The 15,065-nt window shown below is 70.8% G+C and carries 13 protein-coding genes and 1 pseudogene; 5 read left to right on the plus strand and 9 right to left on the minus strand.

Annotated features, from left to right (window positions below):
- Positions 1-109 precede the first annotated feature (109 nt).
- From EDF48_RS16475 to EDF48_RS16510, 8 genes and pseudogenes are all read right to left on the minus strand, one after another.
- Entirely contained in the window at positions 110-1,489 is a 1,380-nt protein-coding gene (locus EDF48_RS16475; RefSeq protein ID WP_131881370.1) for an MFS transporter, read from the minus strand.
- 188 nt (positions 1,490-1,677) lie between these two features.
- Positions 1,678-2,331: pseudogene (gene ribA, locus EDF48_RS16480) on the minus strand (GTP cyclohydrolase II); the annotation flags it as partial.
- Between the two features lie 29 nt (positions 2,332-2,360).
- Positions 2,361-3,425 carry a bifunctional diaminohydroxyphosphoribosylaminopyrimidine deaminase/5-amino-6-(5-phosphoribosylamino)uracil reductase RibD gene (ribD, locus tag EDF48_RS16485; RefSeq protein ID WP_131881494.1) on the minus strand — a complete coding sequence of 355 codons (1,065 nt, stop codon included), beginning with the start codon at positions 3,423-3,425 and terminating at the stop codon, positions 2,361-2,363.
- A gap of 105 nt (positions 3,426-3,530) precedes the next feature.
- The gene (locus tag EDF48_RS16490; RefSeq protein WP_165932440.1) at positions 3,531-4,103 is read right to left on the minus strand and encodes a GNAT family N-acetyltransferase; all 573 of its coding nucleotides are present in this window, start codon (positions 4,101-4,103) and stop codon (positions 3,531-3,533) included.
- Between the two features lie 2 nt (positions 4,104-4,105).
- Positions 4,106-5,116, minus strand: a complete 1,011-nt coding sequence (trpS, locus tag EDF48_RS16495; protein WP_111084195.1) for a tryptophan--tRNA ligase — start codon at positions 5,114-5,116, stop codon at positions 4,106-4,108.
- Between the two features lie 42 nt (positions 5,117-5,158).
- Positions 5,159-6,001: an exodeoxyribonuclease III gene (locus tag EDF48_RS16500; protein ID WP_123292347.1), complete on the minus strand. Its 843-nt coding sequence runs from the start codon at positions 5,999-6,001 to the stop codon at positions 5,159-5,161.
- A 257-nt stretch (positions 6,002-6,258) separates the two neighbouring features.
- Positions 6,259-6,531, minus strand: a complete 273-nt coding sequence (locus tag EDF48_RS16505) for an HPr family phosphocarrier protein (protein WP_111086640.1) — start codon at positions 6,529-6,531, stop codon at positions 6,259-6,261.
- A gap of 69 nt (positions 6,532-6,600) precedes the next feature.
- Entirely contained in the window at positions 6,601-7,371 is a 771-nt protein-coding gene (locus EDF48_RS16510; RefSeq protein ID WP_111086639.1) for a DeoR/GlpR family DNA-binding transcription regulator, read from the minus strand.
- Positions 7,372-7,623: 252 nt separating this feature from the next.
- Here EDF48_RS16510 and ptsP point away from each other — a divergent pair, with 252 nt between their 5' ends.
- From ptsP to EDF48_RS16530, 4 genes are all read left to right on the plus strand, one after another.
- Positions 7,624-9,279 carry a phosphoenolpyruvate--protein phosphotransferase gene (gene ptsP / locus EDF48_RS16515; protein ID WP_123292171.1) on the plus strand — a complete coding sequence of 552 codons (1,656 nt, stop codon included), beginning with the start codon at positions 7,624-7,626 and terminating at the stop codon, positions 9,277-9,279.
- Positions 9,280-9,344: 65 nt separating this feature from the next.
- Positions 9,345-10,883 (plus strand): PTS mannitol transporter subunit IICB, encoded by a 1,539-nt coding sequence (locus tag EDF48_RS16520; RefSeq protein WP_165903544.1) that lies wholly within the window; start codon positions 9,345-9,347, stop codon positions 10,881-10,883.
- A gap of 90 nt (positions 10,884-10,973) precedes the next feature.
- Positions 10,974-11,411 (plus strand): PTS sugar transporter subunit IIA, encoded by a 438-nt coding sequence (locus EDF48_RS16525; protein WP_027466426.1) that lies wholly within the window; start codon positions 10,974-10,976, stop codon positions 11,409-11,411.
- Complete coding sequence (locus tag EDF48_RS16530; RefSeq protein WP_123938677.1) at positions 11,408-12,574, plus strand: mannitol-1-phosphate 5-dehydrogenase; 1,167 nt, start codon at positions 11,408-11,410, stop codon at positions 12,572-12,574. Before EDF48_RS16525 ends, EDF48_RS16530 begins: the two co-directional genes overlap by 4 nt.
- Positions 12,575-12,646: 72 nt before the next feature.
- Here the strand turns inward: EDF48_RS16530 and EDF48_RS16535 are convergent, their stop codons facing one another.
- Positions 12,647-13,606 (minus strand): diacylglycerol kinase family protein, encoded by a 960-nt coding sequence (locus EDF48_RS16535; protein ID WP_131881374.1) that lies wholly within the window; start codon positions 13,604-13,606, stop codon positions 12,647-12,649.
- 186 nt (positions 13,607-13,792) lie between these two features.
- On the opposite strand from EDF48_RS16535, the gene EDF48_RS16540 reads away from it, so the two are divergent.
- Complete coding sequence (locus EDF48_RS16540; protein WP_165932441.1) at positions 13,793-15,058, plus strand: ice-binding family protein; 1,266 nt, start codon at positions 13,793-13,795, stop codon at positions 15,056-15,058.
- The last annotated feature ends 7 nt before the right edge of the window (positions 15,059-15,065 follow it).

Raw genomic sequence — 15,065 nt, forward strand, 5'->3', positions numbered from 1 at the left:
CGCGGTACCACCCACACGAACCATCCCCGGATCTCGAACCGACTAATCAGTCCAAGAACCGGGGACCAGTCCACTGGCACCGGGCCTCCCGTCCGTCTGTGGTGACGTCTCAGGCGTCCGTGAAGTCCTTGCTCTTCGTCTCGCGGACGAAGAGCAGCGCGACGAGCGTCACGACGGCGGCGATCGTCAGGTACAGCCCGACCAGGAAGATGTTGCCGTCGGCCTGCCACAGCGCCAGGGCGATCGTCGGCGCGAGCGAGGCACCGAGGATCGACGCGACGTTGTACGCGATCGCCGAACCGGTGTACCGGACGTTCGTCGGGAACAGCTCCGGCAGCAGCGCACCCATCGGCCCGAAGGTCAGCCCCATCAGGGACAGTCCGACGATCAGGAACGTCACCACCGTGATCGGGCCCTGCGACGCCGCGAACCAGAACTGGAACGTCAGACCGAACAGCGCGATGCCGATCGTGGTCGGGATGAGTGTCTTCCGGCGCCCGAACTTGTCGGCCAGGATGCCGGCGATCGGGGTGAAGATGCCGAAGAACACGACGCCGATCATGAGCAGCGTCAGGAACTCACCGCGGCTGTAGCCGAGGCCGACCTTCGGGACGAGCGGACCGGCCTCGGCACCGGTGGTGCCGTACGACAGGGTGAACGTGGTCATGAAGTAGAAGAGGACGTACGTCGCGACCATGCCGAACGTGCCGACGATGAGCGCCTTCCACGAGGTGCGGAACACCCGGCCCAGTGGGATCTTCGCGACCGTGCCGGACTCCTGCACGCCGCGGAACACCGGCGACTCGACGAGCTTGAAGCGCACGTAGAGCCCCACGATGACCAGGACCGAGGAGAGCAGGAACGGGATGCGCCAGCCCCACGCCTGGAAGTCGGCGTTCGGGGTGCCGTCGGCACCGGCGGGCATCGCGGCGTTGATCGCGATGAACAGGCCGTTCGCGAGCAGGAAGCCGATCGGTGCGCCGAGCTGCGGCATCGAGCCGAAGACGCCGCGCTTGCCCTTGGGGGCGTTCTCGGTGGCGAGCAGTGCCGCACCGGACCACTCGCCGCCGAGGCCGACGCCCTGGGCGAAGCGCATCACGGCGAGCAGGACCGGCGCCCACACGCCGATGGTGCTGAAGGTCGGCAGGCAGCCGATCAGGAACGTCGCGGTGCCCATGACGAGCAGCGACGCGACGAGGGTGGTCTTGCGGCCCACCCGGTCACCGAAGTGCCCGAAGATGATCGACCCGATCGGCCGCGCGAAGAAGGCGAGGGCGAACGTCACGAACGACGACAGCTGCGATGCCGTGGGGTCCTCGTTCGGGAAGAACAGCGTCGGGAAGACGAGGACCGCGGCCGTCGCGTAGACGTAGAAGTCGTAGAACTCGATCGAGGTGCCGACGAGGCTGGCGATGACGACGCGCGAGCGCGGGTTGCCTGCTGGTGCCGGAGCTGAGGTCGGGGTTGCTGGTGCCGGTGCGGCGGTCATGGGTGTCGTGTGGTCTTCCGTGGTGCGCACTCCTGGCAGGGAGCACGGATACCCGAAACGGCGGACACCGATCGGTTCGCGCTGGGTGGCGCGGGCACCGATGGGGTGCGTTCGGTTGGTGGGGGACCGCTTGTGACGGAAGACAACATCGTACGACAGATGTCGCCCACCTGCGAATCAGCCCAGAGTCAGCTGGCGGCTCCTGCGCCGGCGCCCGCCCCGGCGCTGGCGCCGGCCTCGAGGTGCGCGGGCAGCTGGTGCCCCATCCGGTCGCGCTTGGTGTCGAGGTAGCCGGCGTTCTGCGCCGAGACACCGACGACCAGCGGCACGAGCGACTCGACGGTGATGCCGTGCTCCTCCAGCTGGCGACGCTTCTCGGGGTTGTTCGAGAGCAGTCGCACGCGGGTGATGCCGAGTTCGGCGAGGATGCCCGCGGCGCCCCCGTACGCACGGGAGTCGGCCGGCAGCCCGAGCGCCAGGTTGGCGTCGAGCGTGTCGAGGCCGTCTTCCTGCAGTCGGTAGGCCTTGAGCTTGTTGATGAGCCCGATGCCGCGGCCTTCCTGCCCGCGCAGGTAGACCACCACGCCGCCCTCGGCAGCGATGGTGTCGAGGGCGGCGTCGAGCTGGGGCCCGCACTCGCACTTCAGCGAGCCGAACGCCTCGCCGGTCAGGCACTCGGAGTGCACGCGGACCAGGGCGCCGTCGGACGGGGCGGACCCGTCGGGCAGCGCGCCGATGATCGCGACGTGCTCCGCGCCGGTCACGAGGTCGCGGTAGGCGCGCATCTGGAACGTGCCGTGGGTGGTGGGGACGTTCGTCGACACCTCGAACTGGACGGGGCTGCCCGGGGTGGAGGAGGTCAGCGCGTCGGTCATGGGGTGCTCCGGTCGTTCGTGGGCCCGTCGTCTCCGAACCCGGGTGCTGCGTCGTGCTGCTGCGCTGTCGCGCTGCGTTGCGGTCGGGCTCGGACCAGCAGGTCAGGGCCCAGGCTGGTGGTCGATAGTACGTCCAACCGCCGACGCCCGGACATGCTTCCCACCCCGAGGTCGTCGAGGGCGACCCGGGGTCCGCCGAGCAGGATCGGGGCGACGTACACGAGGTACTCGTCGACGAGCCCGGCGGCGATGAGCGCGGACGCGACGGTGGGGCCGCCCTCGACGAACACCGAGTGCACGCCGTGCTCACGCAGGGCGGTGAGCGACGCGGCGAGGTCGTGCCCCGGCAGCGTCACGAGCCCGCGGGGGTGTCGCCGGACCGCGGCGTCGTCGGGGACGGCGCGGTCACCGAGCACGACTGCGAGCGGCTGGTCGGCGAGGAGTTCGCCCGCGTCACCCCGAGCGGTCAGGCTCGGGTCGTCGGCGAGCACGGTGCCGGTGCCGACCAGGATCGCGTCGTGCGCGGCACGCTGCTCGTGCACGTGTTGCCGGGCTGCGGCGCCGGTGATCCACTTGCTCGTCCCGTCGGCAGCCGCGGCGCGGCCGTCCAGGCTCGAGGCCCACTTCACGGTCACCCACGGGCGTCCGAGGCGGACCGACAGGAGCCACCGTTCGAGGAACGCCTCGGCCTCGTCGGCGAGCACACCGGACACGACGTCGACCCCGGCGGCGCGGAGACGGTCGGCGCCGCCGTGCACGTCCGTACCCGGGTCGTCGATCGCGTACACGACACGGGCGACCCCGGCCTCGATCAGGGCGACGGCGCAGGGGCCGGTGCGGCCGGTGTGGTTGCAGGGTTCGAGGGTGACGACGGCCGTCGCGCCGCGGAGCTGAGTCGGATCGACCTTCGCCATCGCGTCGACCTCGGCGTGCGGGGTTCCGGCACCCTTGTGCCACCCCTCGGCGAGGACGTCGCCGGCGGGGGAGAGGATCACCGCGCCGACCCGAGCGTGGTCGCCCACGACGGGCCCGAGGGCCGCGAGTTCGAGCCCGCGGCGCATCGCCCGGACCTCGGTGGGTCGTGCCGTGTCGCTCACGGACCGAGCCTACCGGCGGTGGATCGGTGACGCGTCATCGTCGGGAACGCGGCGTCATGCGGGACCGGGTCACGGAGCGCTGCGTGACGGAGCGTCGGGCCACGGGAGGTCCGATGCGGGCGCACCGTCGGCCCGGCGCAGGGCGGTCCAGGCGGTCGTCGGTCCGCCGTCGCGTCCGGGGATCCGGGCGGGCCCGACGCCGGTGAACGAGAACCCGGCGCTGCGGGCGACCGCGGCCGACGCCGTGTTGCCCTCGTAGCACTCCCAGTAGACGTCCGGAGCCCCGTCGGCGAACGCCCATTCGACGACGAGCTCGACCGCATCGTGCATCAAGCCGGCGCCGCGGGCCGAGGGCGCCAGCCAGAAGCCGAGGTCGCGGCCGGCCGTGCGGTACCCGATGATCCCCTCGAGCCAGGAGGACCCACTGCGGCGGATCGCCCAGGTGTACTCGCGGTCCGATGCCCAGCCGGGGCCGACCAGGGCGTCGACGAAGGTCCGTGCGTCCTGTTCGCGGTACGGCGTGGGGATGGTCGTCCAGCGGATGATGTCCGGGTCCTGACAGGCGTCGGTGATCGCCGCGGTGTCCGCCCGGGTCGGGACGTCGAGTCGGACCCGGGCGGACTCCAGCGTGACCGGCAGCACGGTCAGCCGCGCGAGCGCGGGACGAACCCGATCCGGTCGTACACGCGCGCCAGGGTCTCCTGCGCGATGGACTCGGCACGGTCCGCGCCGACGGCGAGCAGCCGGTCGAGCTCCGCGGGGTCGTCGAGCAGCTCGAGCGTGCGGGTGCGCACCGGCTCGAGCTCGGCGACGACGGCGTCGGCGACCGCGCCCTTGAGGTCTCCGTAGCCCTTGCCCGCGAACGATGCCTCGAGTTCGGCGACGGGGGTCCGGCTGAAGGCGGACAGGATCGCGAGCAGGTTCGTCACGCCCGGCTTCGCCTGCCGGTCGGAGCGGATCTCGCGCTCGTCGTCGGTGACCGCCGACTTGATCTTCTTCGCGGTGCGCTTCGGGTCGTCGAGCAGCCGGATCAAGCCGCTGTCGGACGCCGCCGACTTGCTCATCTTGCTCGTCGGGTCCTGCAGGTCGTAGATGCGCGCCGTCTCGGTGCCGATCCGGGCCTCGGGCACGACGAACGTGTCGCCGAACCGCGAGTTGAAGCGTCCGGCGAGGTCGCGGGTGAGCTCGACGTGCTGGCGCTGGTCGTCGCCGACCGGCACGACCTTGGTGTCGTACAGCAGGATGTCGGCGGCCATCAGGACCGGGTACGTGAAGAGCCCGACCGACGCGGCCTCGGACCCCTGCCGCGCCGACTTGTCCTTGAACTGGGTCATCCGGCTCGCCTCACCGAAACCAGTGAGGGTGTTGAGCACCCAGGCGAGCTCGGCGTGGGCCGGCACGTGCGACTGCACGAACAGCGTCGACTTCGTCGGGTCGATGCCCGACGCGATGTACTGCGCGGCCGTCGCCCGGGTGCTCGCGCGGAGCTCGGCCGGGTCCTGCGGCGAGGTGATCGCGTGCATGTCGACGACGCAGTAGATGGCGTCGAAGTCGTCCTGCAGGTCGCGCCACTGCATGAGCGCCCCGACGTAGTTGCCGAGGTGCAGCGAACCGGCGGACGGCTGGATGCCCGAGAAGATGCGGGTCTTGGTCATGGTGGTGTTCCTGTGGGTCAGGTGGAGCGCAACGAGTGGGGATCAGAGTTCGTAGTCGACGACCACGGGGGCGTGGTCGGACCATCGCTGGTCGTACGCCGCGGCGCGGTCGACCGTGTACTCCGTGACCTTCGCCGCGAGGTCGGGCGTGGCCATCTGGTAGTCGATGCGCCAGCCGGTGTCGTTGTCGAACGCCTGGCCGCGCCAGGACCACCACGTGTACGGCCCCTCGACGTCGCCGGCCTGCGCACGCCCGACGTCCACCCAGCCGAGCCCCGGGCCCGTCGAGCCGTCAGCGCCCTCGACCGGTTCGCCGTCGGCACCGAAGAAGCGCGAGAAGTAGGCACGCTCGCGCGGCAGGAAGCCCGCTCGCTTGACGTTGCCCTTCCAGTTCTTGATGTCGCGCTGGTCGTGCCCGACGTTCAGGTCACCGACGACGACGGCGAGCGGGTTGTGCGCGCGGAGGGCGGGCAGCCGCTCGGTCATGGCGTCGAGGAACTTCCACTTCTCGTCCTGCTTGGGGGTGTCGACCTCGCCCGAGTGGACGTAGGTGGACACGACCGTGACCGTGGTGCCGCCGATCTCGTAGTCGGCCTCGAGCCAGCGGCCGGCGGAGTCGAACTCGTCCGGTCCGAGGGCGACGCGGTGGATCTGGGCCGAGTGCCTGGACGCGATCGCGACACCCGCCCGGCCCTTGGCGGTCGCGGGGTCGTGCACGATGTCCCACTCGTCGCCGAGCAGACCGGCCAGGTCCTCGCTCGACGCACGGACTTCCTGCAGGGCGAGCACGTCGACGTCGCGGGTGGCGAGCCAGTCGCCCATGCCCTTGCGGAAGGCGGCGCGGACGCCGTTCACGTTGACGGATGCGAGGCGCAGGCGTGTCATGCCGACCACCTTATCGGCGGGCGCCGACAGCCCCGGACCGCACCGGTTCGAGGTTCCACGACTCGCCGCGTGCCGTTCGCCGGGGTTCCACGGACCGACGTGGGGGACGCCGAGATGACGAGATTTCGGAACCCCGGCGGGGCCGGACGGGCCGGACGGACGGGGCGGGCGCGGGCCCGGCAGTGCGGGGGACCGCACGACGGACGGGAGGCACGGTGCCAGCTGGCACCGTGCCTCCCGTCCGTCGCAGTGCGGCGTCAGGCCGCGTCGTGGTCCGTCTGCAGGAACTCGACCAGGCTGTCGGCGGTGGTCTCGGCGTCGTCGCCGGTCACGGTGAGGCTGACCTCATCACCGTTCTCGATGCCCAGGCCGAGCAGGGCGAGGATGCTGCCGGCGTTGCCGGACTTGTCGCCCTTGGCGATCGTGACCTGGTGGCCGGAGGCCGTCACGGTCTGGACGAAGAGGGACGCGGGGCGCGCGTGCAGGCCGGACGCGCTGGCGACGGTCACGGTGCGGGTGGCTTCGGACATCGATGTACTCCTGTCGATGGGTGGTGCGCTCATGCTAGCGAGCGCCGGATGGGCGGGTCGGGCGAGCGGTCAGGGTCGACCGGGCCAGAACACCTCGGTGCCGGCGGCTTCGACCTCGCGGACCAGGTCGAGGTTGACGGCGGGGTCGGTGATGATCGTGTCGATGGCGGCGAGGGGTGCGACGCGGCCGAACTCCTCACGGCCGAACTTGGTGTGGTCGGCGAGCAGGATGCTCCGGCGGGCGGACTTGATCATCGCCGACTTCACCGCGGCCTCGGCCATGTTGTGGGTCGTCAGGCCGCGCTCCGGGGTGATCCCGTTGATGCTCACGAAGGCGACGTCGACGCTCACCATGCCGATGAGCTGGTGCGTCCACGTGCCGACGCCGGCCAGGGAGTCGCTGCGGATGTTGCCGCCGAGCAGGTGCAGGTCGATGCCCGGCCGGTTCGCGACGGCCATCGCGACGGGGAGCGAGTGGGTGACGACGGTGAGTCCGCGGTCGGTCGGCAGCATCTCGGCGAGGCAGATGGTGGAGGTGCCGGCGTCGATCATGATCGAGCCGTTCTCCGGCAGCTCCTCGAGCGCGGCCTCGGCGATGACCATCTTCTCGGCCTGGTTGATGCCGCCCCGGTCGCCGACACCGGGGTGGATCGTGATGCGTTCGACCGGGATGGCGCCGCCGTGGGCGCGTCGGACCAGTCCCCGTCGCTCCAGCGAGGTGAGGTCGCGGCGGATGGTCTCGGGCGTGACCTCGAGCAGCTCGGCGAGGTCCTTGACGTCGACCCGCCCCTGCGCGCGCGCCTGCTCGACGATGCGCTGGTGGCGTTCTGGTGCGTACATCGGACCTCGTCGTCTCCTGGTCGGAACGGAACGGACATGACCGGACACGAACCTGACGGAACCGAGCCGGAGCGGCTGGCCGCCAGACGCAAACGGGCATCTGTTTCTGTATTTTTATCCCCGGATGTGTTTGTTTGTCAACGCGGATCGGGGTAGTGTGCTGCTCAGCCGCACCGGCGAGGTCCCGTCTCAGCCGTGCGCGCACCGAACGAACACCCCACCGCAAGCGCGTGTGAGATGAAGGAGTCTCGAATGTCCGAACTGCTCGGCACCGGCGTCGGCCGCGGCGTCGCCCACGGCCCCGTGCTCCGCATGGCGGACCCGCTCGGCGAACCGTCGAAGGACGCCCTGACCGGTTCGGCGGACGACGCGAAGCAGGCCGTGCACGACGCACTGGCCGCGGTGGCCGAGGACCTCAACAAGCGCGGACAGCTCGCCGGCGGCGACGCCCAGGCCGTGCTCGAGGCGCAGGCGCTCATGGCGCAGGACCCGACCCTCCTCGACGACGTGCACACGCGCATCGACGGCGGCACCAACGCCGAGCGTGCCGTGTACGAGGCGTTCGCGCAGTTCCGCGACCTGCTCGTCGGCATGGGCGGCTACATGGGGGAGCGCGCAGCCGACCTCGACGACGTCGCCCAGCGCATCATCGCGAAGCTCCGCGGCGTGCACGCCCCCGGTGTCCCCGAGTCGGACACCCCGTTCGTCCTCGTCGCCCGTGACCTCGCTCCGGCCGACACCGCACTGCTGGACCTCGACAAGGTCCTCGCGCTGGTCACCCGTGACGGCGGCCCGACCTCGCACACCGCGATCCTCGCCCGCGCCAAGGGCATCACCGCGATCGTCGGCGTCACCGGTGCCGACGACCTGGCCGACGGGCAGCCGATCGTCGTCGACGCCGTCGCCGGCACCGTCGTGACCGAGCCGTCCGAGGCCCTGGTGGCCGACGTCGAGCAGCGCATCGCCGACCGGCTCGCCGCGGCGGCCGCACCGCTCACCGCCGGTGCCCTGGCCGACGGCCACGTCGTGCCCCTGCTCGCGAACCTCGGCAGCCCCGCCGACGCCGCGGGCGCCGTTGCTCTCGGTGCGGAGGGCGTGGGGCTCTTCCGCACCGAGTTCCTCTTCCTCGACTCGCCGAAGGCGCCGACCGTCGACGAGCAGACCGAGTCCTACCGTCAGCTCCTCGCCGCGTTCCCGGGCAAGAAGGTCGTCGTCCGTGCGCTCGACGCCGGTGCCGACAAGCCGCTGCCGTTCCTCACCGACAAGGACGAGGAGAACCCGGCGCTCGGCCGTCGCGGGCTCCGTGCGCTGCGCAACCACCCCGAGGTGCTGCGCGACCAGCTCGTCGCACTGGCCCAGGCGGACGCCGCGACCGAGGCCGACCTCTGGGTCATGGCCCCGATGGTCGCCGACGCCGAGGAGACCGAGTACTTCGTCACCCTGGCTCGCGAGCTCGGCATCCGCACCGCCGGCGTGATGGCCGAGGTGCCGTCGCTCGCCCTGATGGCCGAACAGGTGTTCCAGAACGCGGACTTCGTGTCGATCGGCACGAACGACCTGACCCAGTACACGATGGCCGCCGACCGCATGCTCGGCACCGTCGCGTCCTACCAGGACCCGTGGCACCCCGCCGTCCTGCGCCTCGTCGCGCAGCTCGGTGCGGCCGGTGCCGACGCGGGCAAGCCCGTCGGCATCTGCGGTGAGGCCGCAGCCGACCCGCTGCTCGCCGTCGTGCTCGTCGGCCTCGGCGCCACCACCCTCTCCATGACCCCCGCGGCCCTGGCCGACGTGCGCGCCGAACTCGGTCAGCACACGCTCGAGCAGGCCCGCGAGATGGCCCAGGCGGCACTCGCCGCGTCCACGGCGGCGGCCGCGAAGTCCGCCGCAGCGGCCGCGCACGCCGTCTGAGCCGCACCATCCCCAACACCCCGTCCGCACCAGCAGCAGCTCCACCACACAGAAAGTCACCGCACATGACAACGTCGTCCGTTGCAGCGCCCGACGCACCCGCGAAGTCGCGGGGCGGCGCACGCGTCGCCGTTCAGAAGTTCGGCACGTTCCTCTCCGGCATGGTCATGCCCAACATCGCGATCTTCATCGCGTGGGGCCTGATCACCGCCTTCTTCATCGAGACCGGATGGACCCCCGTCGGGATCCTCGGCGGGTTCGGTGAGACGGACGGTGTGGCCAACATCGGTCTCGTCGGCCCGATCCTGACGTACCTGATCCCGCTCGCGATCGCCTTCCAGGGCGGCCGGATGATCTACGAGACCCGCGGCGCCGTCGTCGGCTCGATCATGGCGATGGGTGTCATCCTCGGCGCCAACGGCACGATCATGATCCTCGGCGCGATGATCTGCGGGCCGCTCGGCGCGTACCTCATCAAGCAGATCGACAAGATCTGGGACGGCAAGATCAAGCCGGGCTTCGAGATGCTCGTCAACAACTACGCGGCCGGCATCCTCGGCTTCGGGCTGGCGATGGTCGGGTTCTTCTGGCTCGCCCCGCTGTTCAAGCTCATCGCCGAGGGCCTCGGCGACGCGGTGAACTTCCTCGTCCAGCACTCGCTGCTGCCGCTCGCCAGCGTCATCATCGAGCCGGCCAAGGTGTTCTTCCTGAACAACGCCATCAACCACGGTGTGCTCGACCAGCTCGGCGCCCAGCAGGTGCAGGACTCCGGCAAGTCGATCCTGTTCCTGCTCGAGGCGAACCCCGGCCCCGGTCTGGGCATCCTGCTCGCCTTCACCTTCTTCGGTGTCGGCATCGCCCGCTCGACCGCTCCCGGTGCGATCCTCATCCAGTTCTTCGGTGGCATCCACGAGATCTACTTCCCGTACGTGCTGCAGAAGCCGGTCCTGTTCATCGCCGTCATCCTCGGTGGTGCGACGGGCGTCGGCACGAACGTCCTGTTCGGCTCCGGCCTGGTCGCCCCGGCTTCGCCCGGATCGATCTTCGCCGTGCTGACGGCGACGGCGAAGGACAGCTACGTCGGCGTCATCCTGTCGGTCATCCTGTCCGCAGCGGTCACCTTCGCAGTCGCGTCGTTCTTCCTGCTGGCCAGCCGCAAGCGCGACCTCGCCAACGGCGGCGGCGACATGACCGCAGCGTTCGACAAGATGCAGGCCACCAAGGGCCGCGACGCGAACGCCGCGACCGCAGGGCTCTTCGGCGGCACCGCCCCGGCCAACTCGGAAGAGGCAGCCGCCGCCGGCACCACCGCCACCGCGACGAAGGTCCAGAACCTCGTGTTCGCCTGCGACGCCGGCATGGGGTCGAGCGCCATGGGCGCCAGCGTCCTGCGCAACAAGATCAAGAAGGCGGGCATCGAAGGGGTCACGGTCACCAACAAGGCGATCGCGAACCTGTCCGGTGACGAGGACCTGATCATCACGCAGGAAGAACTGACGGACCGCGCCAAGCAGAAGAACCCGAACGCGCAGCACGTGTCGGTCGGCAACTTCATGAACGCGCCGCAGTACGACCAGGTCGTCGACCAGCTCAAGAACCAGTAACGCCACCACCAGTAACGAAGTGCAGTATCGGAGGGGACGGGGACATCCCCGTCCCCTCCGTCACGTCCTCGAACACCAAGGAGAACCACGATGCCCGTCCTGCAGGAGAGCCAGATCCGGATCCACACCGAGGACACCGCGCCGACCAAGTCGGAGGCGATGAAGGAGGCGGCCGAGATCCTCGAAGCTGCGGGCGCGGTCACCGCTGACTACTACCCGGCGATGCTCGAGCGTGAGAAGAGCGTGTCCACGTACATGGGCAACTTCCTCGCCATCCCGCACGGCACGAACGACGCGAAGGACGCCATCAAGTCGTCCGCGCTGTCGTTCATCCGCTACGCCAGCCCGATCGACTGGGACGGCAACCCCGTGCGCTTCGTCGTCGGCATCGCCGGCGTGAACAACGAGCACCTCGACATCCTGTCCAAGATCGCGATCGTGTTCTCCGACGAGGACGAGGTCCAGAAGCTCACCGACGCGGCCGACACCAGCGCGATCCTGTCGATCCTCGGCGAGGTCAACGAGTGAGCACCACCGACCGGGGCACCGCCGTCCACTTCGGTGCCGGCAACATCGGCCGCGGCTTCGTCGGGCTCCTCCTGCACGAAGCGGGCTACGAGGTCGTCTTCGCCGACGTCGCCGCGCCGCTCATCGACGCCCTCGCCGCCGCCGACTCGTACACCGTGCACGAGGTCGGCACCGGAGCGCAGGACCACGAGGTCACGAACTTCCGCGCCCTGAACAGCGCGCAGGACGAGGATGGCGTCGTCGCCGAGATCGCCACTGCCGCGATCGTCACCTGCGCGGTGGGCCCGAACGTCCTGAAGTTCATCGCCCCGGTGATCGCGCGGGCGCTGCAGCAGCGCGACGCGGACGCTGCGCCCATCGCCGTGATGGCGTGCGAGAACGCCCTGAACGCCACGGACCGTCTTCGCGAGTTCATCGTCGACGCGCTCCCGGCCGAGGGCCGTGACGCGGCACTCGCGAAGGCCGTCTTCGCGAACACCGCCGTCGACCGCATCGTGCCGGCCCAGCCCGAGGGCGCCGGCCTCGACGTCACCGTCGAGACCTACTTCGAGTGGGCCATCGACCGCACGCCGTTCGGCGGCAACGAGCCGGAGATCCCCGGCGCGCACTACGTCGACGGCCTCGCTGCCTCGATCGAGCGCAAGCTCTTCACGGTGAACACCGGGCACGCCACCGTCGCGTACCACGGCTTCGTCGCCGGGGCCGACAAGATCTCCGACGCCATCGCGATCCCCGCGGTGCGCTCCGAGCTGGAGTCCGTCCTGGCCGAGACGAGCGACCTGCTCGTCCGCCGCCACGAACTCGACCCCGAGGTGCACCGCGCCTACGTCCAGGCGATCATCGCCCGGTTCGAGAACCCGCACCTGCCCGACACGGTGACGCGCGTCGGCCGGCAGCCGCTCCGCAAGCTGTCGCGCGACGAGCGCTTCGTCTCGCCCGCCGCGGCGCTGGCCGAGGACGGCACCGAGCCGACCGCACTGCTCGACGCGATGGGCGCGGCACTCCGCTTCGACGTCGCCGACGACGAGCAGAGCGTCGAGCTGCAGGCGCTCCTGGCCTCGGACGCGTCCGATGCCGACGTGGTGACGCAGATCACCGGCCTGGCCGCGGAGCACCCGCTGCACGCAGCGTTCGCGGACCGGGTGCGTGTCGCGCGCGGCTGACGCTCTCGACGTGGCCCGGTGAAGACGGGAGGCCCGGTGCCAGCTGGCACCGGGCCTCCCGTCTTCACGTGGTCACCGCGACGGCCCCACCCGGATGGTGAGCCCGCCGTGGTCCACCGTCAGCCGCACCGCCACCACGGTGCCGAAGGGGTCGCCGTCGAGCTGGACCTGCTCGGGCTGGTCCAGCTCGAGGTCGAGGACCCGTGCGCTCGTGTACCGCAGCGTCCGGGTGGCCGGGATGAGCCACGACAGGAACCGGCCGAACCCGGTCCGGTGGAAGAAGCGGTTCAGCGACAGGCCGTAGCCGACGCCGGCCCAGCCGACCGTCCGACCGGGGCGGAACGCGACCGCGTCGAGCACGCCGTCGTCCGGCTTCGCGGCGGGCAGCAGCAGGACGCCGGCGGTCAGGGTGCCGCAGTTCCCGACGATGACGGTGTGCGCCCGCATCGTCCGGGTGTCACCGTCGTCGAGGCGGTACCGCAGGTCGATCTGCCGGTTGCCGATCACGGACCGCATGATCGGGTCGGAGTACGCGAGCCACCCGAACCGCTTCTTGAGGCGTGCGTTGGTGTTGGCCGCCATGTTCGCGTCGAGGCCGATGCCCGCCATCACCAGGAAGGCGTGGCGCGTCGTCGTGCCCTGCGGGTCGGTGAGCTCGGCGAACGCGAGGTCGACCCGTCGATCCGTCCCGGTGAAGGCGGCACGGACCGAGCCGGCGACGTCGTTCAGCGGGATGCGCAGGTTCCGGGCGTACAGGTTCCCGGTGCCGACGGGGAGCACGGCGAGGGGCACACCGGAGCCGTGCAGCACCTCGGCTGCGACGCGCAGCGTGCCGTCGCCGCCGACGACCAGGACGACGTCCGGCGCGGTGGCGAGTGCGTCGACCGCAGCGGCACGGCCGTCGTCGGACGCCGCGGTCTCGAACCAGGTCGTGGGAGCCCAACCGGTCCGATCCTCCTCAGCCGCGACGGTGTTGCGGAGCACCCGCAGGTCGACCTTGGACGGGTTGACGACGATCGCGGCGCGCGGCATGTGAGGACGATACCGAACAGCCGTCGTCGACCGGAACGGACGGGTCCTGTCCGGTATCGGCTGATCCGGGCGAACCTGGGAGTCAGGACCTCGGAACACATGCGATCCGGACACACTCGGGACACGGTGAACGCCGGGTGTCTCCGATGCCCGATCGGCTCTTCGCCATCTCAGGCAGGGGCCTCCGTGGCCAGAACGCCCATCCTCCGTCCGCTCATCGTCGTCAGCACCGGGATCGGGTTGGCCGCAGCGCTCGCCCTCGGCGCCTCCTCAGCCGCGTCCGCCGCCACCATCATCGACGGCCCCGTCGGTCTCGGGACCGCAGCGAGCTACGGCGTCCTCGGCGCGCAGACCGTGACGAACACCGGGCCGACCGTGGTCAACGGTGACCTCGGCGTCTCGCCCGGTACCTCGATCACCGGCTTCGGCGGCACCGGCAACGGGACCGTGAACGGCACCGTGCACCAGACCGACGCGGCGGCCGCGCAGGCCCAGTCGGACACCACGACCGCCTACAACGTGGCCGCTTCGCTGACGCCGACGCAGACCGGCCTCCAGGAGCTCAACGGGCTCAGCCTCAGCCCGGGCGTCTACAACGGCGACACGCTGCAGCTCGCGAACACCGGCCAGCTCACCCTGGCCGGCAGCGCGGACTCCGTCTGGGTGTTCCAGGCCGCGTCGACCCTGACCATCGGGTCCGGCACGAGGATCGTCATCACCGGTGGCGCGAGTTCGTGCAACGTGTTCTGGCAGGTCGGCAGCTCAGCGACCATCGGCAGCGCCGCCCAGTTCCAGGGCACCGTCCTCGCCGACCAGTCCGTGACCGCCACGACGGGTGCGACGGTCGTGGGCCGACTGCTCGCCCGGAACGCAGCGGTGACGCTCGACGACAACACCATCACCCGGCCGACGAACTGCCCGGCTGCGGGGACGCCGTCCGAGAGCGTCGCACCGACGATCACCTCGGGCACCCCGACCGACGCGACCGCCGGCACGCCGTACTCGTTCCCCGTCACCGCGACGGGCAACCCGGCACCGACGTACTCCGATGGCGGAACCCTCCCGCCCGGACTCACGATCAACCCGGACACGGGCGTCATCTCCGGCACGCCGACCACGCCCGGCACCACGACGGTGACGATCACGGTGGACAACGGCACGGCACCGCCGGACACCGAGACCTACGTCGTGACCGTCCGTGCGCCGGCACCGACGCCCACGGCGACGCCGACCGCAACGGCTCCCGTGCCCACCGCTCCCACGTCGACAGCACCCGCGGTCCCGGTCATCGGTGGAGGCGACACCGGCGGCGGCACGACGGAACTGGCCTTCACCGGCAGCGACCCGACGATCCCGCTCGCCGCGGCAGGAGCGATGCTGCTCGGCGGCATCGCCGTGATGGTGCTCCGTGCACGGACCCTCCACGCACGCCGCCGGCGGATCGGGGCGTAGCGTCGGC

This window comes from Curtobacterium sp. PhB191 (assembly GCF_004346515.1).
In the GTDB taxonomy this organism is placed as follows: Bacteria; Actinomycetota; Actinomycetes; order Actinomycetales; family Microbacteriaceae; genus Curtobacterium.

Bases quoted from the DNA above. Each gene is read 5' to 3' on its own strand.
- EDF48_RS16510 (WP_111086639.1), bottom strand. From the start codon at position 7,371: ATGTACGCACCAGAACGCCACCAGCGCATCGTCGAGCAGGCGCGCGCG.
- ptsP (WP_123292171.1), top strand. From the start codon at position 7,624: ATGTCCGAACTGCTCGGCACCGGCGTCGGCCGCGGCGTCGCCCACGGC.
- EDF48_RS16535 (WP_131881374.1), bottom strand. From the start codon at position 13,606: ATGCCGCGCGCCGCGATCGTCGTCAACCCGTCCAAGGTCGACCTGCGG.
- EDF48_RS16505 (WP_111086640.1), bottom strand. From the start codon at position 6,531: ATGTCCGAAGCCACCCGCACCGTGACCGTCGCCAGCGCGTCCGGCCTG.
- EDF48_RS16500 (WP_123292347.1), bottom strand. From the start codon at position 6,001: ATGACACGCCTGCGCCTCGCATCCGTCAACGTGAACGGCGTCCGCGCC.
- EDF48_RS16520 (WP_165903544.1), top strand. From the start codon at position 9,345: ATGACAACGTCGTCCGTTGCAGCGCCCGACGCACCCGCGAAGTCGCGG.
- trpS (WP_111084195.1), bottom strand. From the start codon at position 5,116: ATGACCAAGACCCGCATCTTCTCGGGCATCCAGCCGTCCGCCGGTTCG.
- EDF48_RS16525 (WP_027466426.1), top strand. From the start codon at position 10,974: ATGCCCGTCCTGCAGGAGAGCCAGATCCGGATCCACACCGAGGACACC.
- EDF48_RS16475 (WP_131881370.1), bottom strand. From the start codon at position 1,489: ATGACCGCCGCACCGGCACCAGCAACCCCGACCTCAGCTCCGGCACCA.
- ribD (WP_131881494.1), bottom strand. From the start codon at position 3,425: ATGCGCCGCGGGCTCGAACTCGCGGCCCTCGGGCCCGTCGTGGGCGAC.